This is a genomic window from Burkholderia sp. Bp9012, assembly GCF_003853825.1.
In the GTDB taxonomy this organism is placed as follows: Bacteria; Pseudomonadota; Gammaproteobacteria; order Burkholderiales; family Burkholderiaceae; genus Burkholderia; species Burkholderia diffusa.
The window spans coordinates 1-16,544 of the sequence record NZ_QTQA01000024.1 but is presented as its reverse complement, the minus strand read 5'-3'; the positions used below and the strand labels follow the sequence as shown (position 1 = coordinate 16,544).

General features: G+C 57.8%; 16 protein-coding genes and 1 pseudogene. 13 read left to right on the top strand and 4 right to left on the bottom strand.

Going from position 1 to position 16,544, the window contains the following annotated elements:
- The first annotated feature begins 7 nt into the window (after positions 1-7).
- The 6 genes from DIE11_RS27630 to DIE11_RS27605 are packed head-to-tail and all read left to right on the top strand — an operon-like array spanning position 8 to position 7,087.
- Positions 8-382: a hypothetical protein gene (locus DIE11_RS27630; RefSeq protein ID WP_124486328.1), complete on the top strand. Its 375-nt coding sequence runs from the start codon at positions 8-10 to the stop codon at positions 380-382.
- On the top strand, positions 379-2,097 hold the full coding sequence (locus DIE11_RS27625) for a type IV secretory system conjugative DNA transfer family protein (protein ID WP_124486327.1): 1,719 nt from the start codon (positions 379-381) through the stop codon (positions 2,095-2,097). The genes DIE11_RS27630 and DIE11_RS27625 overlap by 4 nt, the downstream gene beginning before the upstream one ends.
- The gene (locus DIE11_RS27620; RefSeq protein WP_124486326.1) at positions 2,094-3,947 is read left to right on the top strand and encodes a PriCT-2 domain-containing protein; all 1,854 of its coding nucleotides are present in this window, start codon (positions 2,094-2,096) and stop codon (positions 3,945-3,947) included. Before DIE11_RS27625 ends, DIE11_RS27620 begins: the two co-directional genes overlap by 4 nt.
- Before the next feature lie 56 nt (positions 3,948-4,003).
- Positions 4,004-5,527, top strand: coding sequence for an LPD7 domain-containing protein (locus tag DIE11_RS27615; protein ID WP_124486325.1), 1,524 nt, complete (start codon positions 4,004-4,006; stop codon positions 5,525-5,527).
- Positions 5,528-5,580: 53 nt separating this feature from the next.
- Positions 5,581-6,072, top strand: coding sequence for a plasmid stabilization protein (locus DIE11_RS27610; protein ID WP_260437188.1), 492 nt, complete (start codon positions 5,581-5,583; stop codon positions 6,070-6,072).
- A 1-nt stretch (position 6,073) separates the two neighbouring features.
- Positions 6,074-7,087, top strand: a complete 1,014-nt coding sequence (locus tag DIE11_RS27605; RefSeq protein WP_124486323.1) for a relaxase/mobilization nuclease domain-containing protein — start codon at positions 6,074-6,076, stop codon at positions 7,085-7,087.
- Between the two features lie 254 nt (positions 7,088-7,341).
- On the opposite strand, the gene DIE11_RS27600 is transcribed toward DIE11_RS27605, so the two are convergent.
- Together DIE11_RS27600 and DIE11_RS27595 are read right to left on the bottom strand one after the other, a co-directional pair.
- Positions 7,342-7,773: a hypothetical protein gene (locus tag DIE11_RS27600; protein ID WP_124486322.1), complete on the bottom strand. Its 432-nt coding sequence runs from the start codon at positions 7,771-7,773 to the stop codon at positions 7,342-7,344.
- Positions 7,774-8,791: 1,018 nt separating this feature from the next.
- A complete protein-coding gene (locus DIE11_RS27595) occupies positions 8,792-9,625 on the bottom strand; it encodes a DUF932 domain-containing protein (protein ID WP_124486321.1) in 834 nt (277 codons plus the stop codon).
- Positions 9,626-9,963: 338 nt separating this feature from the next.
- Between DIE11_RS27595 and DIE11_RS27590 the strand changes: the two genes are divergently transcribed.
- The 4 genes from DIE11_RS27590 to DIE11_RS27575 all read left to right on the top strand — a co-directional run bounded on the left by DIE11_RS27590 (position 9,964) and on the right by DIE11_RS27575 (position 11,330).
- Complete coding sequence (locus tag DIE11_RS27590) at positions 9,964-10,179, top strand: hypothetical protein (RefSeq protein ID WP_124486320.1); 216 nt, start codon at positions 9,964-9,966, stop codon at positions 10,177-10,179.
- A gap of 142 nt (positions 10,180-10,321) precedes the next feature.
- The gene (locus DIE11_RS27585) at positions 10,322-10,663 is read left to right on the top strand and encodes a nucleotidyltransferase family protein (protein WP_124486319.1); all 342 of its coding nucleotides are present in this window, start codon (positions 10,322-10,324) and stop codon (positions 10,661-10,663) included.
- Positions 10,660-11,088 (top strand): DNA-binding protein, encoded by a 429-nt coding sequence (locus DIE11_RS36570; protein WP_185633829.1) that lies wholly within the window; start codon positions 10,660-10,662, stop codon positions 11,086-11,088. Before DIE11_RS27585 ends, DIE11_RS36570 begins: the two co-directional genes overlap by 4 nt.
- Positions 11,089-11,102: 14 nt before the next feature.
- Positions 11,103-11,330, top strand: a complete 228-nt coding sequence (locus DIE11_RS27575) for a transcriptional regulator (protein ID WP_260430299.1) — start codon at positions 11,103-11,105, stop codon at positions 11,328-11,330.
- Here the strand turns inward: DIE11_RS27575 and DIE11_RS27570 are convergent.
- Positions 11,307-11,914, bottom strand: a pseudogene (locus tag DIE11_RS27570) (transposase); the annotation flags it as partial. The gene DIE11_RS27575 and the pseudogene DIE11_RS27570 overlap by 24 nt on opposite strands.
- Before the next feature lie 325 nt (positions 11,915-12,239).
- On the opposite strand from DIE11_RS27570, the gene DIE11_RS27565 reads away from it, so the two are divergent.
- The 3 genes from DIE11_RS27565 (at position 12,240) to DIE11_RS27555 (ending at position 16,295) form a co-directional block, all read left to right on the top strand.
- Positions 12,240-14,363 (top strand): DUF4062 domain-containing protein, encoded by a 2,124-nt coding sequence (locus DIE11_RS27565; RefSeq protein ID WP_124486318.1) that lies wholly within the window; start codon positions 12,240-12,242, stop codon positions 14,361-14,363.
- 173 nt (positions 14,364-14,536) lie between these two features.
- On the top strand, positions 14,537-14,950 hold the full coding sequence (locus tag DIE11_RS27560; RefSeq protein ID WP_124486317.1) for a TIR domain-containing protein: 414 nt from the start codon (positions 14,537-14,539) through the stop codon (positions 14,948-14,950).
- A 40-nt stretch (positions 14,951-14,990) separates the two neighbouring features.
- Positions 14,991-16,295: a tetratricopeptide repeat-containing protein gene (locus DIE11_RS27555; protein WP_124486316.1), complete on the top strand. Its 1,305-nt coding sequence runs from the start codon at positions 14,991-14,993 to the stop codon at positions 16,293-16,295.
- Here the strand turns inward: DIE11_RS27555 and DIE11_RS36745 are convergent.
- Positions 16,288-16,544, bottom strand: a 257-nt coding sequence (locus tag DIE11_RS36745; protein ID WP_221622470.1) for a hypothetical protein, incomplete at its 5' end; no start/stop codon positions are given. The two genes, DIE11_RS27555 and DIE11_RS36745, sit on opposite strands and share 8 nt — an antisense overlap.

The following is a 16,544-nucleotide window of genomic DNA, read 5'->3' as shown; positions in this document are numbered from 1 at the left end:
GGCGACCATGGACCATCCGTCTTCGCCTTTGCGCCAGCGCATTCGGACAGCTGTAATGACGTTGGTCGCCCTAGCTTGCTTGATGGCTGGACTGGCAGCGTCCCTTTGGCTTGCGTCGTTCCTCCTCTATGCCAGTCTGCGCATTAATCCGCTGCACGCGGGAATGTGGGGTTGGCTCGATGCGGTGCTGATGTGGCGAGACGGGCTGATGCCGAACGTCGGGCGCAAGCTGGTGGGGGCGGCGCTGTTTGGCGTGTTCGTGTCGTTGGGTGGCCCGGTGTTGGGCGTCCATGCGCTATGGGTGAGCTCGCGTCGACGTCATCTCTATGGCAGTGCGCGTTTTGCGAACGAGGCTGAAATTCGGCGGGCGGGGTTGCTATGACGACGCAAGCCCACCTCAATACGTCGCCTGCGATTGTCGTGGGGGTATGGCGCGGCCGCTATCTGCGGTTTGCCGGTCAGCAGTTCGTGTTACTTGCTGCACCTGCCCGCTCCGGCAAGGGTGTCGGCGTAGTGATCCCGAATCTTCTCACCTTTCCCGATTCAGTGGTCGTGCTCGACATTAAGCAGGAAAACTATGCGGCCACAGCCGGATTCCGTCGCGCGAATGGGCAGGATGTGTTTCTGTTCAATCCTTTTGCCGAAGATGGCCGGACACACCGCTACAACCCCCTGTCGGCAATCTCCGATGGCTTGTTCCGCGTGGGCGACATTCTCGCGATCGGCTATGCACTGTATCCACCAGGCGGCCACGACGGTTTCTGGAAAGATCAGGCGCGAAATCTGTTCCTCGGCATTGTGCTTCTGCTGTGCGAATGGCGCGATGCGTACCGGGCCGGCAAGGATGCGTCGACTCCCGATGTTCCCGTCACGATGGGAGAAGTGCTGCGGCAGTCGTCGGGCAATGGCATGCCGGTCAAACCCTATTTGCAGCGCGCGCTGGTCCGGCATCGTGGTTTGCTCTCGGGACCGTGCGTGGATGCACTGAATCGCTTCCTGTCCAATGACGACAAGGTGCTGGCGAGCGTGTTGGCGACCTTCAATGCGCCGCTGACGATCTGGGCCAATCCGATTGTCGACGCAGCAACGAGCGCGAACGATTTTGATGTGCGTGATCTGCGGCGGCGACGTATTTCCATCTATATCGGTGTCACGCCCGATCATCTGTCGGAAGCGGCCTTGATCGTGAACCTGCTCTTCTCGCAGATTATCAACTTGAACACGAAGCAGCTGCCCGAAGCTGATCCTACGCTCAAGTTCCAGTGCCTGCTTTTGTTCGATGAGATGACGGCAATCGGAAAGATCCACATTCTTCCGCGAGCTATTGCCTATATGCCGGGCTTCAACCTGCGCGTGCTGTCGATCGTGCAATCGATCGCGCAATTTGAATCCGTTTACGGGCGATCCGATGCCCGTACCATCATCACGAACCACGCGATGCAGATCCTCTATGCGCCGCGCGAGCAGAAGGACGCGAACGAATACTCGGAAATGCTCGGTACGTTCACCGACCAGTCGCGCAGTGTGAGCCGCCCCAATGCATTCTTTGGCGGCCGAGGTGGCTCAAGCGAAAATGTATCCGAACAGCGCCGGCCGTTGCTGCTGCCGCAGGAGTTGAAGGAACTGGAGCGAGATAAGGAAATCATCTTGCTCGAAAACACTAAGCCGATTTTGGCCGACAAGATTTGCTATTGGCGCGATCCCGAGTTTGCGTCTCGCGTCGTGCCAGCGCCGTCCGTACGCGCCCTGAACATGGCGCATTTCTCCGCGGTGGTCGAGCGTCGATTGCGCGATCTGCATCCTGATGAACTCGACCCGGAGGGTGCGGGGCTCATCGATCTGCCGCACGAGTATCTGGAAGTATTGCAGGCGTGGAATCCGCGTGATCTACCGCCGAATCTGGCCGACATCAGCGAGGAGGAGGCTGTGGCCTACGTGGAGCGGCATTTCATGCTGCTGGGCGTGCCGCTCAGTAAGGTTGAGCAGGCGAGACGTTGCCTTAGCGTAAACGATCTTGATGTGGCTGAGCTCGATTTTGTTGAACCCGCGCGCCAGGCAGCCATGAGCGGTTCGCCAGTCGTGGGAGCCCGGCAATGACGACACCCTATGTGCATGATGCGGACCGTGCACGTGCAGCGCTTGCCGTGATTCCGGCCGACGACTACCAGACCTGGGTCGATATGGCGTTCGCGCTCAAGCAGGGCTTCGGTGACGAGGGCTTCGAAATCTGGGACGCGTGGAGTCGGACGGCAGCCAACTACAACGAGCGTGCGGCCCGGACCACATGGCGCTCGGCCAGTGCATCAGGTGGCAAGACGCTCGCCACGCTTTTCTGGCAGGCGCGTCAGCATGGCTTCGATCTGAAGCGGGCGAATTATCCGGATCGCATGACTACCGTACTGGCGGCGTCACCCGAGGTGTTGGCTCAGCGCGTACGGGAGGAGGCGCAACTGCAAGCACGTCACGCAGCTGTTGCCCACGAGGCCGAATCGGTCTGGCAGTGGGCGAGACCAGTCGGCCCGGAGCATCCCTATCTTGTACGTAAGCACCTTGACCCTGCATACACGCTGCGTGAGCTCGATGCACTTGAACTGCGTGCGCTGCTTGGCTACCTGCCGGTCAGCGAGGAACTACCGCTGAATGGACGTGTTTTGGTCGTGCCGGTCTGGAATGGATCGATCTCGACGCTCGAACTGATCGACGAACACGGTCGCAAATCGTCCCTAGCTGGCGGCGCGAAGAGGGGAGGCTATTGGACGACGGAGCCGATATGGGTTCCGGCCAGCGCACCCTCGCGGGTTCTGATCGCGGAAGGCATGGCGACGGCATTGGCGGCTTCAAGAGCCACAGGCTGGTTTGCGACGGCGGCGCTGTCCAGTGGGAATCTGGGGCTGGTGGCGCAGAGCTTGCGTGAACAGTACCCCGCCGCGGAGCTGATCCTGCTAGGTGAACTGGGTAGTGGCGAGGCGCAGGCTCGGCGTGCGGCGCAAGACGCGAGGGCACATCTGGTTTGGCCACGATTCGCCGCAGATGCACGCATCCACGACATGGTACCGAACGACTTCAGTGACATGGTGGTACTGAGCGGATTTGAAGCGGTCGGCGAATACCTGCGCGCAATGGTCCGTTCCGTTGTAAGGGCAGATGGTCAATCGGAAATCTCCACCGAATCCGGTGTGACTGTGGTTGAGGTGAATGAGCATGAGGAGGGCGGGAAAATGAGCAACGTCAAGGAAAAGCTGTTGGCAGGAGATGACGGCACGTCGCGTCGCCGGCCTGCAAAGCGCGGTGCCCCGAAGCAGGCCACACCGGAGGTGTCGGCAACGGATAGTGCATCCGGTTCGGCATCACCCGCGGTGGACTCTCCGCCCGTTCTGCCGGTTGCGTTGCCATCGGCTGCCGATCCACCTCGATTCGCGTCAACGCGTCCGTCAATTGGCGCGCCGTTGTTTGGCGCGGGTGACGTGCCAAACGAGGTCAAGGCGCTAGCGGAACATCGGTTTGGCTCACCGCTCAAGATGGGGACGCCGCGCGAAAACGGTGGCCCCTATCGGGGGGAGGTGTTCAATACGGAACACTATCTGATCCAGCAGGTCGCGACACGCAGTGTCGTGTTCCACCGCAAGGATCAGATGACGTTTGTATCCGAGCGTCTGAAATGGATGGATGAAAACGCCCGGTTGAACGGATCCGAGTTGCAAGTGGGTTATGACGGCGACCAGGCGAAGGTCTATCCGTGGGACCGGGCGCGCGATCTGCTGGAACGCATGGTCGGTTCGCTGAAGAAGTCGGCACGCGAGTTGAATTACAGCCCCAATCTGGAGGCGATGCTCGATCAGTTGCAGGCGAGATCTTGGACACGCATCCGCGAAGCGCGTGCGGCCGCACTCGAAAAGTCGCGGGAACAGGAAGCGTCTCGCGAAGCCGGTTCAATGCCCGACCGATAAGGCATACCAGCATCGCGCCGACATTCAACGCCGATCTCTAGCGTGCGAGGTGCCACATGGCTCTGAGAACTTCCGCGGACGAAACCGATCCGGTTATCAACGTGATTGAACAGGATTCGCCGGCCAACGGTGGTGGACCGGCTGCGTCGGACGAACGTCGGGACAGGCTGGAATCGGCTGCAATAGCGGCGGTATCGGCTCGGCGCCGGCGTGAGTTCGATGCCGCCCGGGCGAGATTGCGGGAGCAGGCAATCCGTGACGATGCCACTACATTGAGGCAGGCCGAGACTCGGTCGCCGAGCGGGACGCCGACCGACATGGACGCGACTAGTATGCCGCTCGACCAACCGCCCGAACGCGTACGCAAGCGTTACTTGCGCGCGGGCAATCAGTATTTCCTGAAGGACGCGCCGTATCAACTTGCGTTCGAAGATCTAGGGCCATACCTCGTTACCGAGCACAACCGGCCGGATGTGGTCGAGTCGATGATTGACATGGTGCACGCGAAATCGTGGCGGCGTATTCGTGTTTCGGGTCATGAGGTGTTTCGTAGCGAGGCGTGGTTGCAGGGCACGCTGCTTGGTATTGAAGTGATCGGCTACGAGCCGAAGGCGGCAGATCTGGCGCGGCTGACAGATGCGCGGCAGGCGAGGTTGGACAATCGCATCGAGGTGGTCGCGCAAGTCGGGGCGCCAACTGCTGCGAGTGCGCCGGCTCTCGCAGAGAGTCAGGCCATGGTTTCAAGCGCATCCGGAGTCAACGTAGGCGAGAATCGTAACGGAGGTTCTTCAATCCCTTCGGTCCGATCATCGGTGTCGGAACCGCCTATTCCTGAAGGCAGCCGCGGCGCTGCAAACGACGAAGCCGATATCCCTCGGCGATACATCGGGGAACTGCTCGAGCATGGTGATGCCCCGTATCAGCACAATCCAGCGCGCAGCGACTCGTACTACGTGGTATTTCGCGATGTGGCGGGCGTCGACCAGGTCGTGTGGGGTGTGGATCTCGAGCGTGCGGTGCGTGAGGCGAATGCCAAGATCGGCCAGCAGGTGACACTCGATAATCTCGGCAAACGCCTCGTCACCGTGCGAATGCCGATCCTGAATGACGAAGGAAGGGTGGTCGGTGAAGAAGAGAAGGTCGTGCATCGCAATACCTGGCAGGTAGAGATCGTGCAGCGGGGCCATGGCGTTGCAGTCTCGCAGAAGCCGGACTATCCGCGGGATGGCGAAGCCCGATCTATTGATTCACTCGGTGCTCCAGTTGACGAGACAGAGCTGCACGGCAGTCGCGATGCACTCCATTTGGGCACCGAACGGGCATTGCATGTGGCCGTGCTGACTGCCGCCATGCGCGAACAGGGTTTCAGTGAGCGTTCCGTTGCCCGTGTGCGGCAGCACGCCGAACGCATGCTGGCGGCGTTCCAGCGCGAAGGCATTCCGGTCCCGACGCCGAAGGTATTCGATCCGAGCGCGCCGTCGGGTCGGAATCGTCGCAAGCATCAGGCTCCCGAACGCACGCCTGCCCGCGAGCTCGAGCCCACGCCAGCCGAGCCGTCGCGACCATCACCTACTCGCTGAGTTGAATCGTGGTCGTGCGCGGGCGTTTGTGCGTCGAACTCGGGGCAATCAGGTTGCGCTGGGACGACTGGTGCGCTTGCAGAGGTTTGACGGCGGGCGAGGGCGTGCGTCAGTTGATCGCAGCGGCGATTGGCGACGATGCGGACGGCGAATCCGGCACAACCATGTGGCGCTTGCCTCGGCCGGTCGTTGCGGAACCTCGCTATCGCATCGAAATACGACTAACCGGGGCGGAGCTGAATGCGGTCGAGCGGCGCGCCGCAGCAATGGGTCTGCGCAGTAATCGCTGGATCGTATCGTTGGTTCGGGCGCAATTGAGCCGGGAACCGCAGTTGGGTGAATCCGAGTTGAATGCACTGTTCGTATCAAACCAGCGACTTGCTGAGATCGGCCGTTTGTTGCGCAAACTTGCACGTGCCGACGAAAGCGAGCCAGTGCGCCGAGATTTGATGTTCGAATGGGTGGAGTTGCGAAAGTGCATTGATGAACACCTGCGTACGACGACCGCGATCATGCGTGCGAACCTTGATCGATGGAGCCGCTGATATGCCATACCCGAAAATCTACATCGACGCGATGCTCGTGAACTGGGGCGATCGCCTGTTTCATGATCCGCTACGACATGCGCAAGCGCCGCGACTCGCGCATGTGGGCATTCGCGACGCTGCCGCTCGCATGCGTGCGCAGGTCGCCCGCACGCTCAGGCGCTCCCCGGAAGTCATGGTCAAAATTACCAACAAGGCGACGAGTGCGCAGGGTATGGGAGCCGTACGTCGACATCTGCGCTATATCTCTCGTAACGGCAGGATCGAACTGGAAGATCAGACCGGTGACCGGATTGAAGGTAAGGAGGCGCTGAACGATCTCGCGAAGACCTGGCAATTCGGTGGGTGGGGTATCCCCGAGACCAGCGCGCGCCGCGAGACTTTCAACATCCTGCTGTCGATGCCACCGGGAACGGATCGCAAGGCAGTGCGCGATGCGGCGCGAGATTTCGCGATGCTCGAGTTCGGTGACGGCAGGGCGTACGTTTTTGCCGTACACAATGACGAAGCACATCCGCATGTGCATCTGAGCGTACAGGTGCGTGGTCCGGACGGCCATCGCCTGAATCCCCGCCATAAGGATCTTCAGCGATGGCGTGAGCGTTTTGCGGAGAAACTGCGTGAGCATGGTGTCGAGGCGAATGCGACGCCGCGGCGTGTGCGTGGCGTGACGCAGCGCTACCCGAAGCAGCCCGTCATCCATATGGTAGCGCGTGGCGAAACGCCGAGGTACTGGAAATCAATGCCGACCGATGCGCAGCGGGACGCAGGATGGGCCGCACAAGGTGGCGTATTTGCCGCTTGGCGAGAAATAGCCTACGCAATGGCGAGGTCGGGGGCGCGCGAAGATCGCGCGATGGCCGTTGAAATGGCGTACTTCGTCGGGTCCATGCCGGTGCAACGAAATCGACCAATGGTAGGGCGTGAGCCGGATGATAGAGGCGAGAAGCCCGATCGTCAGGTGCCAGATACCGTAGAGCGTTCAGACGGCGCCAGGCCGGATGTGGAACGCTGATGACCAGAGTGCATGATGGCTATAACTATCATGCCGCGAATCGGCAGCAATCGTATTAGTGAGCCAAATCCCGAGTGTGTGGAAAGCTAGTGCCCGTTTGGGTACGCGGCGCCTTTTTGCTCGCAAATGCGACGCGATCTTCTATGCTGGCCCCAGGATGATCCGTCGGACCCGGCTTGACGGTAATCTCGAACAGTGCCGAGGATATTGCTCCGTGTGTCTCGACTTGAGACTGCAGTCTCACGCCGCTGGGCTCATTCTCGATCGGAAAACCATGCTGGTCCGGCCTTGTACGTCACGAAGAACAGAAACAGGAACGTGATCGCGAGAAGCGGGATGCCGTAGACTGCCACCGGAAAAAACAGCACAAGTTGCAGGATCGACCCGGAAACACCGTATATGGGTGCCGTGTTCCTAACGTTTTCATAGATCAACCGGATGACTGCAGCAAGTCCCATTGCCACGAGGACGAGACCGGCCCACGCCGGTTCGCGATGCAGTAGCGCGGTTCCCCATCCGACGTATCCCCACCATGTGAGATTAATACCGACTGCGGCAAGCCAAAATCCACGTGCCGTGAAGAAGCTGTAACCGTACTGGTGTCGCGAGTGACGACTAAAAAGCCGAATGCTCTTTGCAATCGCGATGACTGTACCAAAGATGATCGCAAGTTTAAGAAATTCCACGGAACATTCCTCCAGACTGTCGCCCCGATCAGGACGCCTCCTTTGCCGACATGAAGGGCGCCACCGGGAAATGTGATGTGTCGACTGCCCTTCCTTCCAATATAGACGGCTAGGCTGTGAACGAACAATCTCGACTTCGAAAATGTCCGCGGATCGTTGGTTGGCGAATCTCCGCGTGCTGAGGAGATCAGGTCCCCGCTGTGAGGGAAACCGTGGACGAATGGGGACAACACTGGTGTGCTTGGTAGCGTGCGCTGCGGGCGTTGATCTAGAAAACACCTGGGACATCGGATCGGCCTTGATTTTTCGGGGAGCATCGCAATGGTGCCCAAAACCGGCGCAAGCCTATCCTGCGTTACCTCCTTTTCATGTCTTTGCTTTTGCGGTTCGCTAATCCCACGGGCTTGGTGAGTTTCGCTGCACGGGAAAAACAGAGCTCGGCTGCAAAAAGGGCGAATCGGCCTGCGCAGGAAAATTGTGCGAGCCATACAGCAAAGCGAACTCAACGATGCGAAAAGCGCGCGTGCCGCATGTGCGGATCCGTGGCAATCGGTTGATCTGTTGCCATAGGAAAACCGAATGCTGGGAGCAATCGCACCGAGTGCACAGGTTGCGTGTCGCGCAAAAAGGACGATCGTCCGAACGCAAATCAGATGCGCCAGTATCGAAGTGGAAGGACAGACAAGCCGCGAGGATTAAATCAATCGATTAGAGTTCCTGCGTGAGCGTCGGTAAAAACGCGTACGCCCGATTGCATCAAACTTCAGCGTGGTTCGGTGTCTTACTTAGAAACGTATCGATCGCGTGATCGGCGGTGTGACCTCGGTGCTTATGGGCGCACACACTTGAATGCGCGCTTACTCGCACGCGGAGACAAAGGAATTTCGGATTCCAGGCAAGTCCAGCACATTCTGACGGGTGCCGAAATTTCGAGTTTGGCTTGTTTTTAGACATTAACGACCGCCATTGCCTGCAGAATCGAATAGCCGGGCGACGCGGAAGCGCCGCCCGCCCGTCGTTACGCCTTCATCTGGCGCATGGCGTCCGCGAGCATCCATAGCGCGCGGTTGAGCTTCACGTTCGGGTCGATACCGGTAATGGGGCGTGTCGACATCGTGCGGCCCGAGCGGGAGCGGCCGTGCAGGCCACCCTTGGTCAGGTTTTCCTGTACGCGGTTAAAGACGGTCCAGAGGTCGTCGCGGCGATCCTCGAAGCGGCGCGGGGCCAGCAACTGGCTTTCGCTGACGAGAGCCGGGGCGTCGGCGTCGGTCGGGTCGTACCGCAGCGCCAGTGCGGAGCGGGCGAACGCATGCTGTTCGTCGCGGTCGAGTGCAACCGAGCGCATGCCGTCTTTCTGTTCTCGGACCAGTTCGAACCCGTCGAGCACATCGAACGCGCCGTTGATCACGTTCTGCACCACGTTGCCTTTGTGCGGCACGCGGATATCGGCGATGTTCTCGCCCGCGACCATGCCGTTCTGGCAGACAAAGCGGAATGTGCCGGCGAGCATCTGGTAACTGCTGGTGCCGTCGTGCGAGTTCAGCAGCACGATTTCATCGGCTTCCTCGCCGTTGATCTGGTCGGCATGGCGCCGTCGGAGCATATGCTTGGTGAATTCGCGCTTGCCGGAATCGCGCACGCGCGTTTGGCAGATCATGAATGGCTGAAAGCCTTCGTTGCGCAGCCCGCGCAGCACCTCGATGGTGGGAATGTGGGTGTAGCGCTCGGAGCGGCTTTCGTGCTTGCCGTCCGCGAAGATGGACGGGGCGACGCGGCGAATCTGATCGTCCGAGAGCGGTGAATCCGCACGCAGCATCGGTGCGCTGTAATGGAATGAGGAAGCGAGTCGCATGGCAATCTCCACAGTCAAGGTTGAGGACCTGAACCGGGCATGGAGGCGTGCCTTGCCGTTGCGGCTAGACACCTCCCGGTGGAACTCGGGGTTGGCTTTGCTGCCGCCTGACTCCCGGGTTCCCGCCCGTGCGACTGAAGGAGTCGATAGCGAACCGGCGTCAAGGAGATAGGCGAGGGAGGGGTGCGGGCAACACGGTCCCGCGCCCCTTGATGCCGGTTCGCTATCGGCTACGGTCGCGGGTCAAGGGCGGGAACCCGGGAGTCACGTGTATGCCATGTCCAGGGGTGACTGGGGGCTGCGTAGAGAGATGGGCTCGGCGAATCCAGGAGATCAAAGTGAGCGAAATTCTTTCCGAAGCCGAGCAAGTGGACGTTCGCGCCGTGGCGTCGGGTGACAAGGCGCAATTGAACACGGCATGCGCGGCGGTCAATCGCGCAGCACCAAAATACGGCATCGATGCTTGCGTCGAACTTCAGTTCAACTCAAATGTGCTCGCGCCGGTTCCGGACCTGTTGCTGCGCTCGAAGTATCGCGTGGCTGTATTGGAGTAGTTCCCGGGGGTATGACCGCGCATCGACCTTGGCGTCGACACCCTCATGTGCTGCAGGTACAGAGATTTGTCACGGCAGGGGATTTGTCTTGCAAGCCCCCCCATTGGGGGGTATAACAGTAAGTCCCGTCGAGGAGAGCAACATGGACGTGGCTGTCGATCCTGAAACCGCTCATGCGGCCGATGTGTTCCTGAAACGTATCGCGCAACGCTACCCGGTCCGCCGGGCGATCCTCTTTGGCAGCCGAGCGCGTCACGAGCATACCGACGAAAGCGATGCTGATATCGCAGTCATCCTGAGCGGCGGTCACGGCGAGCGCACGGACATCGTGCTGGACATGGCGGGCACGTCGTTTGACGTATTGCTGGAAACGGGAGTGCTGGTCGGCGCCCTGCCGATTTGGGAGGACGAACTGGAGCACCCGGAACGGTTCAGCAATCCGGTCTTGATCGAGAACATCCGACGCGAAGGAATCCCGCTATGAGGATGACTTCCGCAGACTATATGGCAAAAGCCGTACGCGCGTTGGCAGAGGCCCATGTATTGCTGCAAGTCGGTGGGCGCGAGGGCGCGTACTATGCGATGTTTGGCGCCGCTCATGCCGCATTGCTTGGTGTTGGAGTCGTTGAGCAATCGCCGGCGACCCATAGCGGCGTGATCGCGGCATTTGGTCTAAAGCTTGTGAATCAGGGGCTCGTGCGGCCCGAATACGGCCGATCATTCAGACAAGTCGAGAGTTTGCGCGGGATCGCAGATTATGGCGCCGGTAATATCTCCATTGACAAGGGGCGTTGGGCGGTTACGCAGGCGGAAGATTTCGTCGCAGTCGTGCGGCAGCTTTTGACGCCTGATCAGGAGCAAAGGCCCGATGATCCAGATGCGTCTCCGGCGCCCGATCTGGACTTATAAGCGAGGAGATACGAGTGGCCGCCAATAAGTTGCCTCCTGGGATCACGCAGCAGGTGTTTCTCCGCGGTGCGATGACGTCACTCGGCATGACGCGTATGGAGTTCGCGGAGCGTATCAGCGTTCCGATCAAGACGCTGGACAAGTGGTTGGCACCGGCGAGCACAAGCGATTTTCGGAACATGCCTGATGTGGTATGGGCCTATGTTCGAGAGGTTTTGGACTGGACGAAAAAAACGACCTGACTCGTCCTGTGCAAAAGCGCTGAACGCAGTTACCTCGGCCGTGGCGGGCCTGGTAGATTGGCTTGCTTGAGGCAGTCAGCGGCTTATGATTCTTCCAACTCGCCAGATGCAGCGAATTGGGGACCAGATGCACGATGCAGGTCTGGATTTGGGCGACTAGATAGGCCACTTCGACCGCTTCGGGGAAGTTGCACAAACCGTCGACCACCGCGATCAGGATATCGTGCAAGGGGTGGTTTTTCAGCTCGTAGAAGATCTTCGGCCAAAATTTGGCACCCTCTGTCCGCGCGATCCACGAACCAGCACTTCCTTGGGGCCGTTGGCACGGATGCCCAGCGCAGATAGACCTTGTTCTCGACTGTGCCTTCGCCGCGGAACTTCAGTCGCAGCGCGTCGAAGTACACGATCGGATACATTACCTCGAGTGGGCGCTGCTGTCACTGCTGGACGTCGGTCAGCATCTCGTCGATGACCGTGGAAATCACGTCGGGCAGCACCTGTAGCCTATACAGTTCCAGCAGATGGCCCTGAGTCTCGCGCACGCTCATTCCGCGCATATAGGCTGATCGCAGGGTGTCAAAGCCGAGCATTCCCTTCGAAGATAGTATCTCGGTGATCGGACGTCGGTGGGCTCAGCAACCGCTTGCTGCTTGATCATGCTCTGCGTGCACATACACCAGTGCGTGACATTAATTCGTGAAATAGTTTAGCTCGTCGGAGCGGCTGCCGTAGGTCATCTGTGTAAGGATAAGATTTCGCGTGAACGAATTTGCGGTTAATATTTACTATATGACGAGGCTTCGATTCTGACGCTATGCGCAAGGGTTCAGTTGTCGGATGGGGTGGCGATATCGAATGCGGAAAAAGAAAGTGATGATGTGTGTGAATTGAGATTGAGACCGGGGATATATGTTGATCAAGAAAACTGTTTTTCTTGCTTCGCGATTCGAGACCTTCAGTGAACTTCGAGCACAATTAAAACAAAAAATTACAAACTATCCTCACCTTAACCTGTCCGCGATTGATCTGGACGATGGTCGGGTGAACCACTATCCGCCGCTCGTGGAGTGCCTTGCACACGTGCGTCGATCCAACTACATGATTTTGTTGCTTGGTGATGAGTACGGTGGATTAGCACCAGATAGTGCAAAGTCGTTTACTCATCTCGAATATGAGGAAGCCGTTCGCGATGGCGCTGGAACGCGGATCTTGGTTTTTTGCATTGGAGAGCGCTATCGAGGGGGGCAGATTCAGTTCGTTGATCCCGAAACGCCCTTCGGGCAATGGCAACGAGAAATCGAGAAGCGCCATACGATCGGATTCGTGGAGCCTGATATTCCAGTGGATCTGATGGCACATCGGATCTTTGAGAGCTTTCTGGCGGCGCATTTTGCAATGGAGTTTGGTCAGATCCGTTACGAGCCGGAAGATCAACATCGCGATCTGTTCGATGCAATATCCGACGGAAAAGCGCTCGATGACTCTGATGTGACGACACTTGAGTCTCGTGATGCTGAGCAAACAGGTCCCTCATTGCTGGACGATGCACCGCAATGTTCCGGGCCTCTTGCTGCGCTGCTGCAGCCTGCGGCCGTGGCCGCGTATGAACAGCGAGTCGAAGCGCATCGAGCAATTGGGCTGGCCGATTACGGCTGTGCGATACGGCATTTGCAGCGAGCGTTGGAGCACCGCCCGCTGGATTTGATGAGTAATTTCTGGCTGGCGTCGTTGTACGTGAATCTGGGGCGTAAGCCCGACTGCGAGCGGGCGAAAGAACTGAGCGAGCGAGCTGCTCGTATAGCATTGGGCGAGGGCGCGCCATTTCGAGCCGCTGCTTCATATATGCTTGCTGCCCGTGCAGGGCATATTACCGGGCAGCCTGATGAGGCTTTGGCCTATGCTCGACAGGCGGTGGAGGCTGCGCCGAGCTATGCAAAGGCGAGAATCGAACTGGCCCGGAACTGGCTGGCTACTGGTGTGCAAGACCAGGCGATGAAGGAAATCGAGCGCGCGGCTAGTTTGTATTTTCCCAGCCTGCGCGAAGTGTTTGTCGACCCGCTATTCTCGACGGTGCGTACCCAGACGAATGAACTCATCGAGAGTCTGCGTCGTCAGTTGATCGATGGGGCCGTCCGGATATTGGTCACTGAGCGACAGCTGGCTACCATGGTTGGCCAGTTGGCCACGGGATACTTGCCGGACGACACCGCGCGTAAGCGGGCGATCGACGTAGCGAAGGCGTCGGTGGCCAGGCAACAGGAATGGGTGCGCAGTTTAATTGGGCAAGCAGAGGCGGACGTTGCCAAGCTGACACCAACCAATGGATCGGTGCGATTCGAGCTGGATAGTGAAATTCTGATACTGGATGAAAGGGTTCGCGTCAACTCGGCCATGCTGGCGGCTCAGGAGGTCGACCACGGTCATCTTGTCGGATGGAGCGCTCGACTGGGTACCTATTGGAGCATCGCCGGCGCACTGGTTGGTTTTTTGATCGCAATCCGCTCGTGGTCATATGGCAGTAAGCTCAATGGCTTTCTGATGCTTCTCGTGAGCGCCGGGTTAATGTATTTGGGTTATCGTGCGCATCGTAGGTACCGGCTGCGCCTTACGGGAACTCGCGATAAGATCGGATTGCTCAAAGCGGAGCTGTCTCGGTTCGGCAATCGACAAGCGGCATTGGGGCGGCAACTTGTGGAATGGCAGCACACGGCGAAGCACTCGACAGAACGAGCACGTGAAGCGTTGCGTCTGTTTGAGAAGGGTACGCTTTCGCAATCGAATCGGCTGTTGTTTCCGTTTGCATCCCTGTTTTCTGGTCGTCAGGGGGACCTGGTTCGTGTGATTGCCAGTCAAAGGGACTGGTTTAGCGAGCAAACAGGGCGAACGATTGAAGAGTCGCAAGCATTACCGGAGTGGTTGGAGGAGCAGGGCGAGTTCGCCCGATCGGGCGTGAGCTTGTTCCGACTGGAACGGGTGGAATCTAAGAAGGTAGTGCTCAGTCGGGCGGCCGCCTATGCGAGTGAAGCGAAATAGCAAGAGCGTTCTCGAACGAAAGGTACGGTTGCCTGATCACTCGGCTCCATGCGGTTGATGTACGACAGGAAACCGGATAAAAATAATATTTTTCTTTGTGTAATATGCGAGCGTCGATGGATTTTTGATGAAAACTATTTGTCGATGACGGGTGATTTTAAAAGGAGACCATGATGCCAGCTTTGAAAACCTATGTTGGATTTATTTCGCATGCTTGGAGCTATCACGACGAATATGCTCGACTGGAGCAGATGTTGCGAGGTGCGCCTAATTTCTTATTCAGAAATTCATCTGTGCCTCGCACCAATCCTATTCTTGGTGTGCGATCAACGCAGCAACTGACTAATGCGCTGGATGAGCAAATTCGCGTCTCAAATATCGTATTGATTCTTGGTGGAATGTATGCTGCTCACAGCGACTGGATTGAGGCTGAAATTAAAATCGCAGCGGCTTATCGTAAGCCGATAATCGGTGTCGTTCCTTGGGGCCAGCAGCGCACCCCGCAAGTGGTTCAGTTGGCTGCAAAGGAAATGGTTCGGTGGAATACGGATTCCATCGTCTCGTCGATTCGACAGTATGCGCTCTGATGTACGGGGTAAGTGAGAAAAGAATAACAGGAAAATAATCATGTCAAAGAGTGGGGCGACGAAGGATGGCGACGCGAAGCTATGCTTCGTGGTAATGGGGTTCGGAAGAAAGACTGACTATGAGTCAGGGCGCACGCTCGATCTGAATGCGACCTATCAGGAAATCATTCGACCGGCTGCCGAGCAGGCCGGTTTGCGGTGTGTGCGAGCAGACGAGATCTCACATTCTGGCCATATCGACTTGCAGATGTACGAGATGCTTCTGAGGGCTGATCTGGTGATTGCCGACATCTCGACAGGCAATGCAAATGCACTTTATGAACTCGGTGTTCGCCATGCCTTGAGGCCGTATTCGACGATCATCATGAGGGAGAGCAAGGGGAAATTTTATTTCGATTTGAATCATACGAGTACGTTCTCTTACGAACACATGGGGGAGGATATCGGCGCTAAGGAGGCGAGGCGGGCAGTCGGCGAATTGTCTTTGCTAATCCAGAGAATTTTGGAGAACCCACTGCCGGATAGTCCCGTATATACCTTTATTCCGAAGTTGATTCAGCCGCACTTGTCGGACGAACAATTTGAGGCGTTGATTCAGCGATCGGAGGCAAGTGAAGAGCAGTTTTCGGAAATGATGAGCCAGGGGGCGCGCGCGTTGCGAGAGGATCGTTATGTCGATGCGATGCGATTTTTATCGAGCGCAGTCGAGATGAAGCCAGATGAGACCTATCTGAAACAACAGCTCGCGTTGGCGACGTACAAGAGCAAGGACCCGTCGGAGATTGCTTCGCTCGTTAACGCGCTGAAGGTTATCAATGATCTGGGGCCGGATGATTCTAATGATCCCGAGACGCTGGGAATAGCAGGGGCTATCCATAAGCGGCTGTGGAATATCACGAAGGATCCGGCTGAATTGAATTTGGCTATCAAGTATTATGGTCGTGGATTTGAGTTCAGAAGAGATTATTATAATGGTGAAAATTATGCGCTATGTATGAATTATCGCGCTGAAATTGAGGGGGGTAAGGGGGAAAGGGGGTATTACGAAGTGGGTGCGCGCAAGGCACGTGAGCAGATCGTTGATATTTTAACTGGAATTGTCCAATCTCCCCAGTTTGGTGAAAGAGCGGATCAAAAATGGGTCGTCGCGACGCTGGCCAATACGCTGTTTGGTTTGAATCGTGAGGCGGAGGCGGTTCAGTATGAACAGCGGTTTTACGAGTATGTCGAACATGGTGATCTTGCGCAATGGGAGCGTGATACCTATGAGCAAGGGAAGCGAGAGGTTCTACGAGTAACCGGTCAACCTGCAGGTCGGCGCGGCAAGAAAGCTAGTGCTAAATAATCGATTCTGGACAGTTAATTTTTCTTTGAGGTGCCGTCAGACTGCAGCTAGCGCGACGGTCCCACGGTTCGTCAGCGAAATGCAGTTCCATTTCGCCGGCTAGACCTGGTCCGGGAAACCCAAGCGGATCAGTGGGCTGAGAACCAACGCCCCCAGTAGTGAGCTGAACTGCTGTTGGGCGCAAAGTAATAATGAGCCACTTCGCGCGAAGTAAATCTGAGCCACCTTTCAGTACAGTCAGCCTTTTGC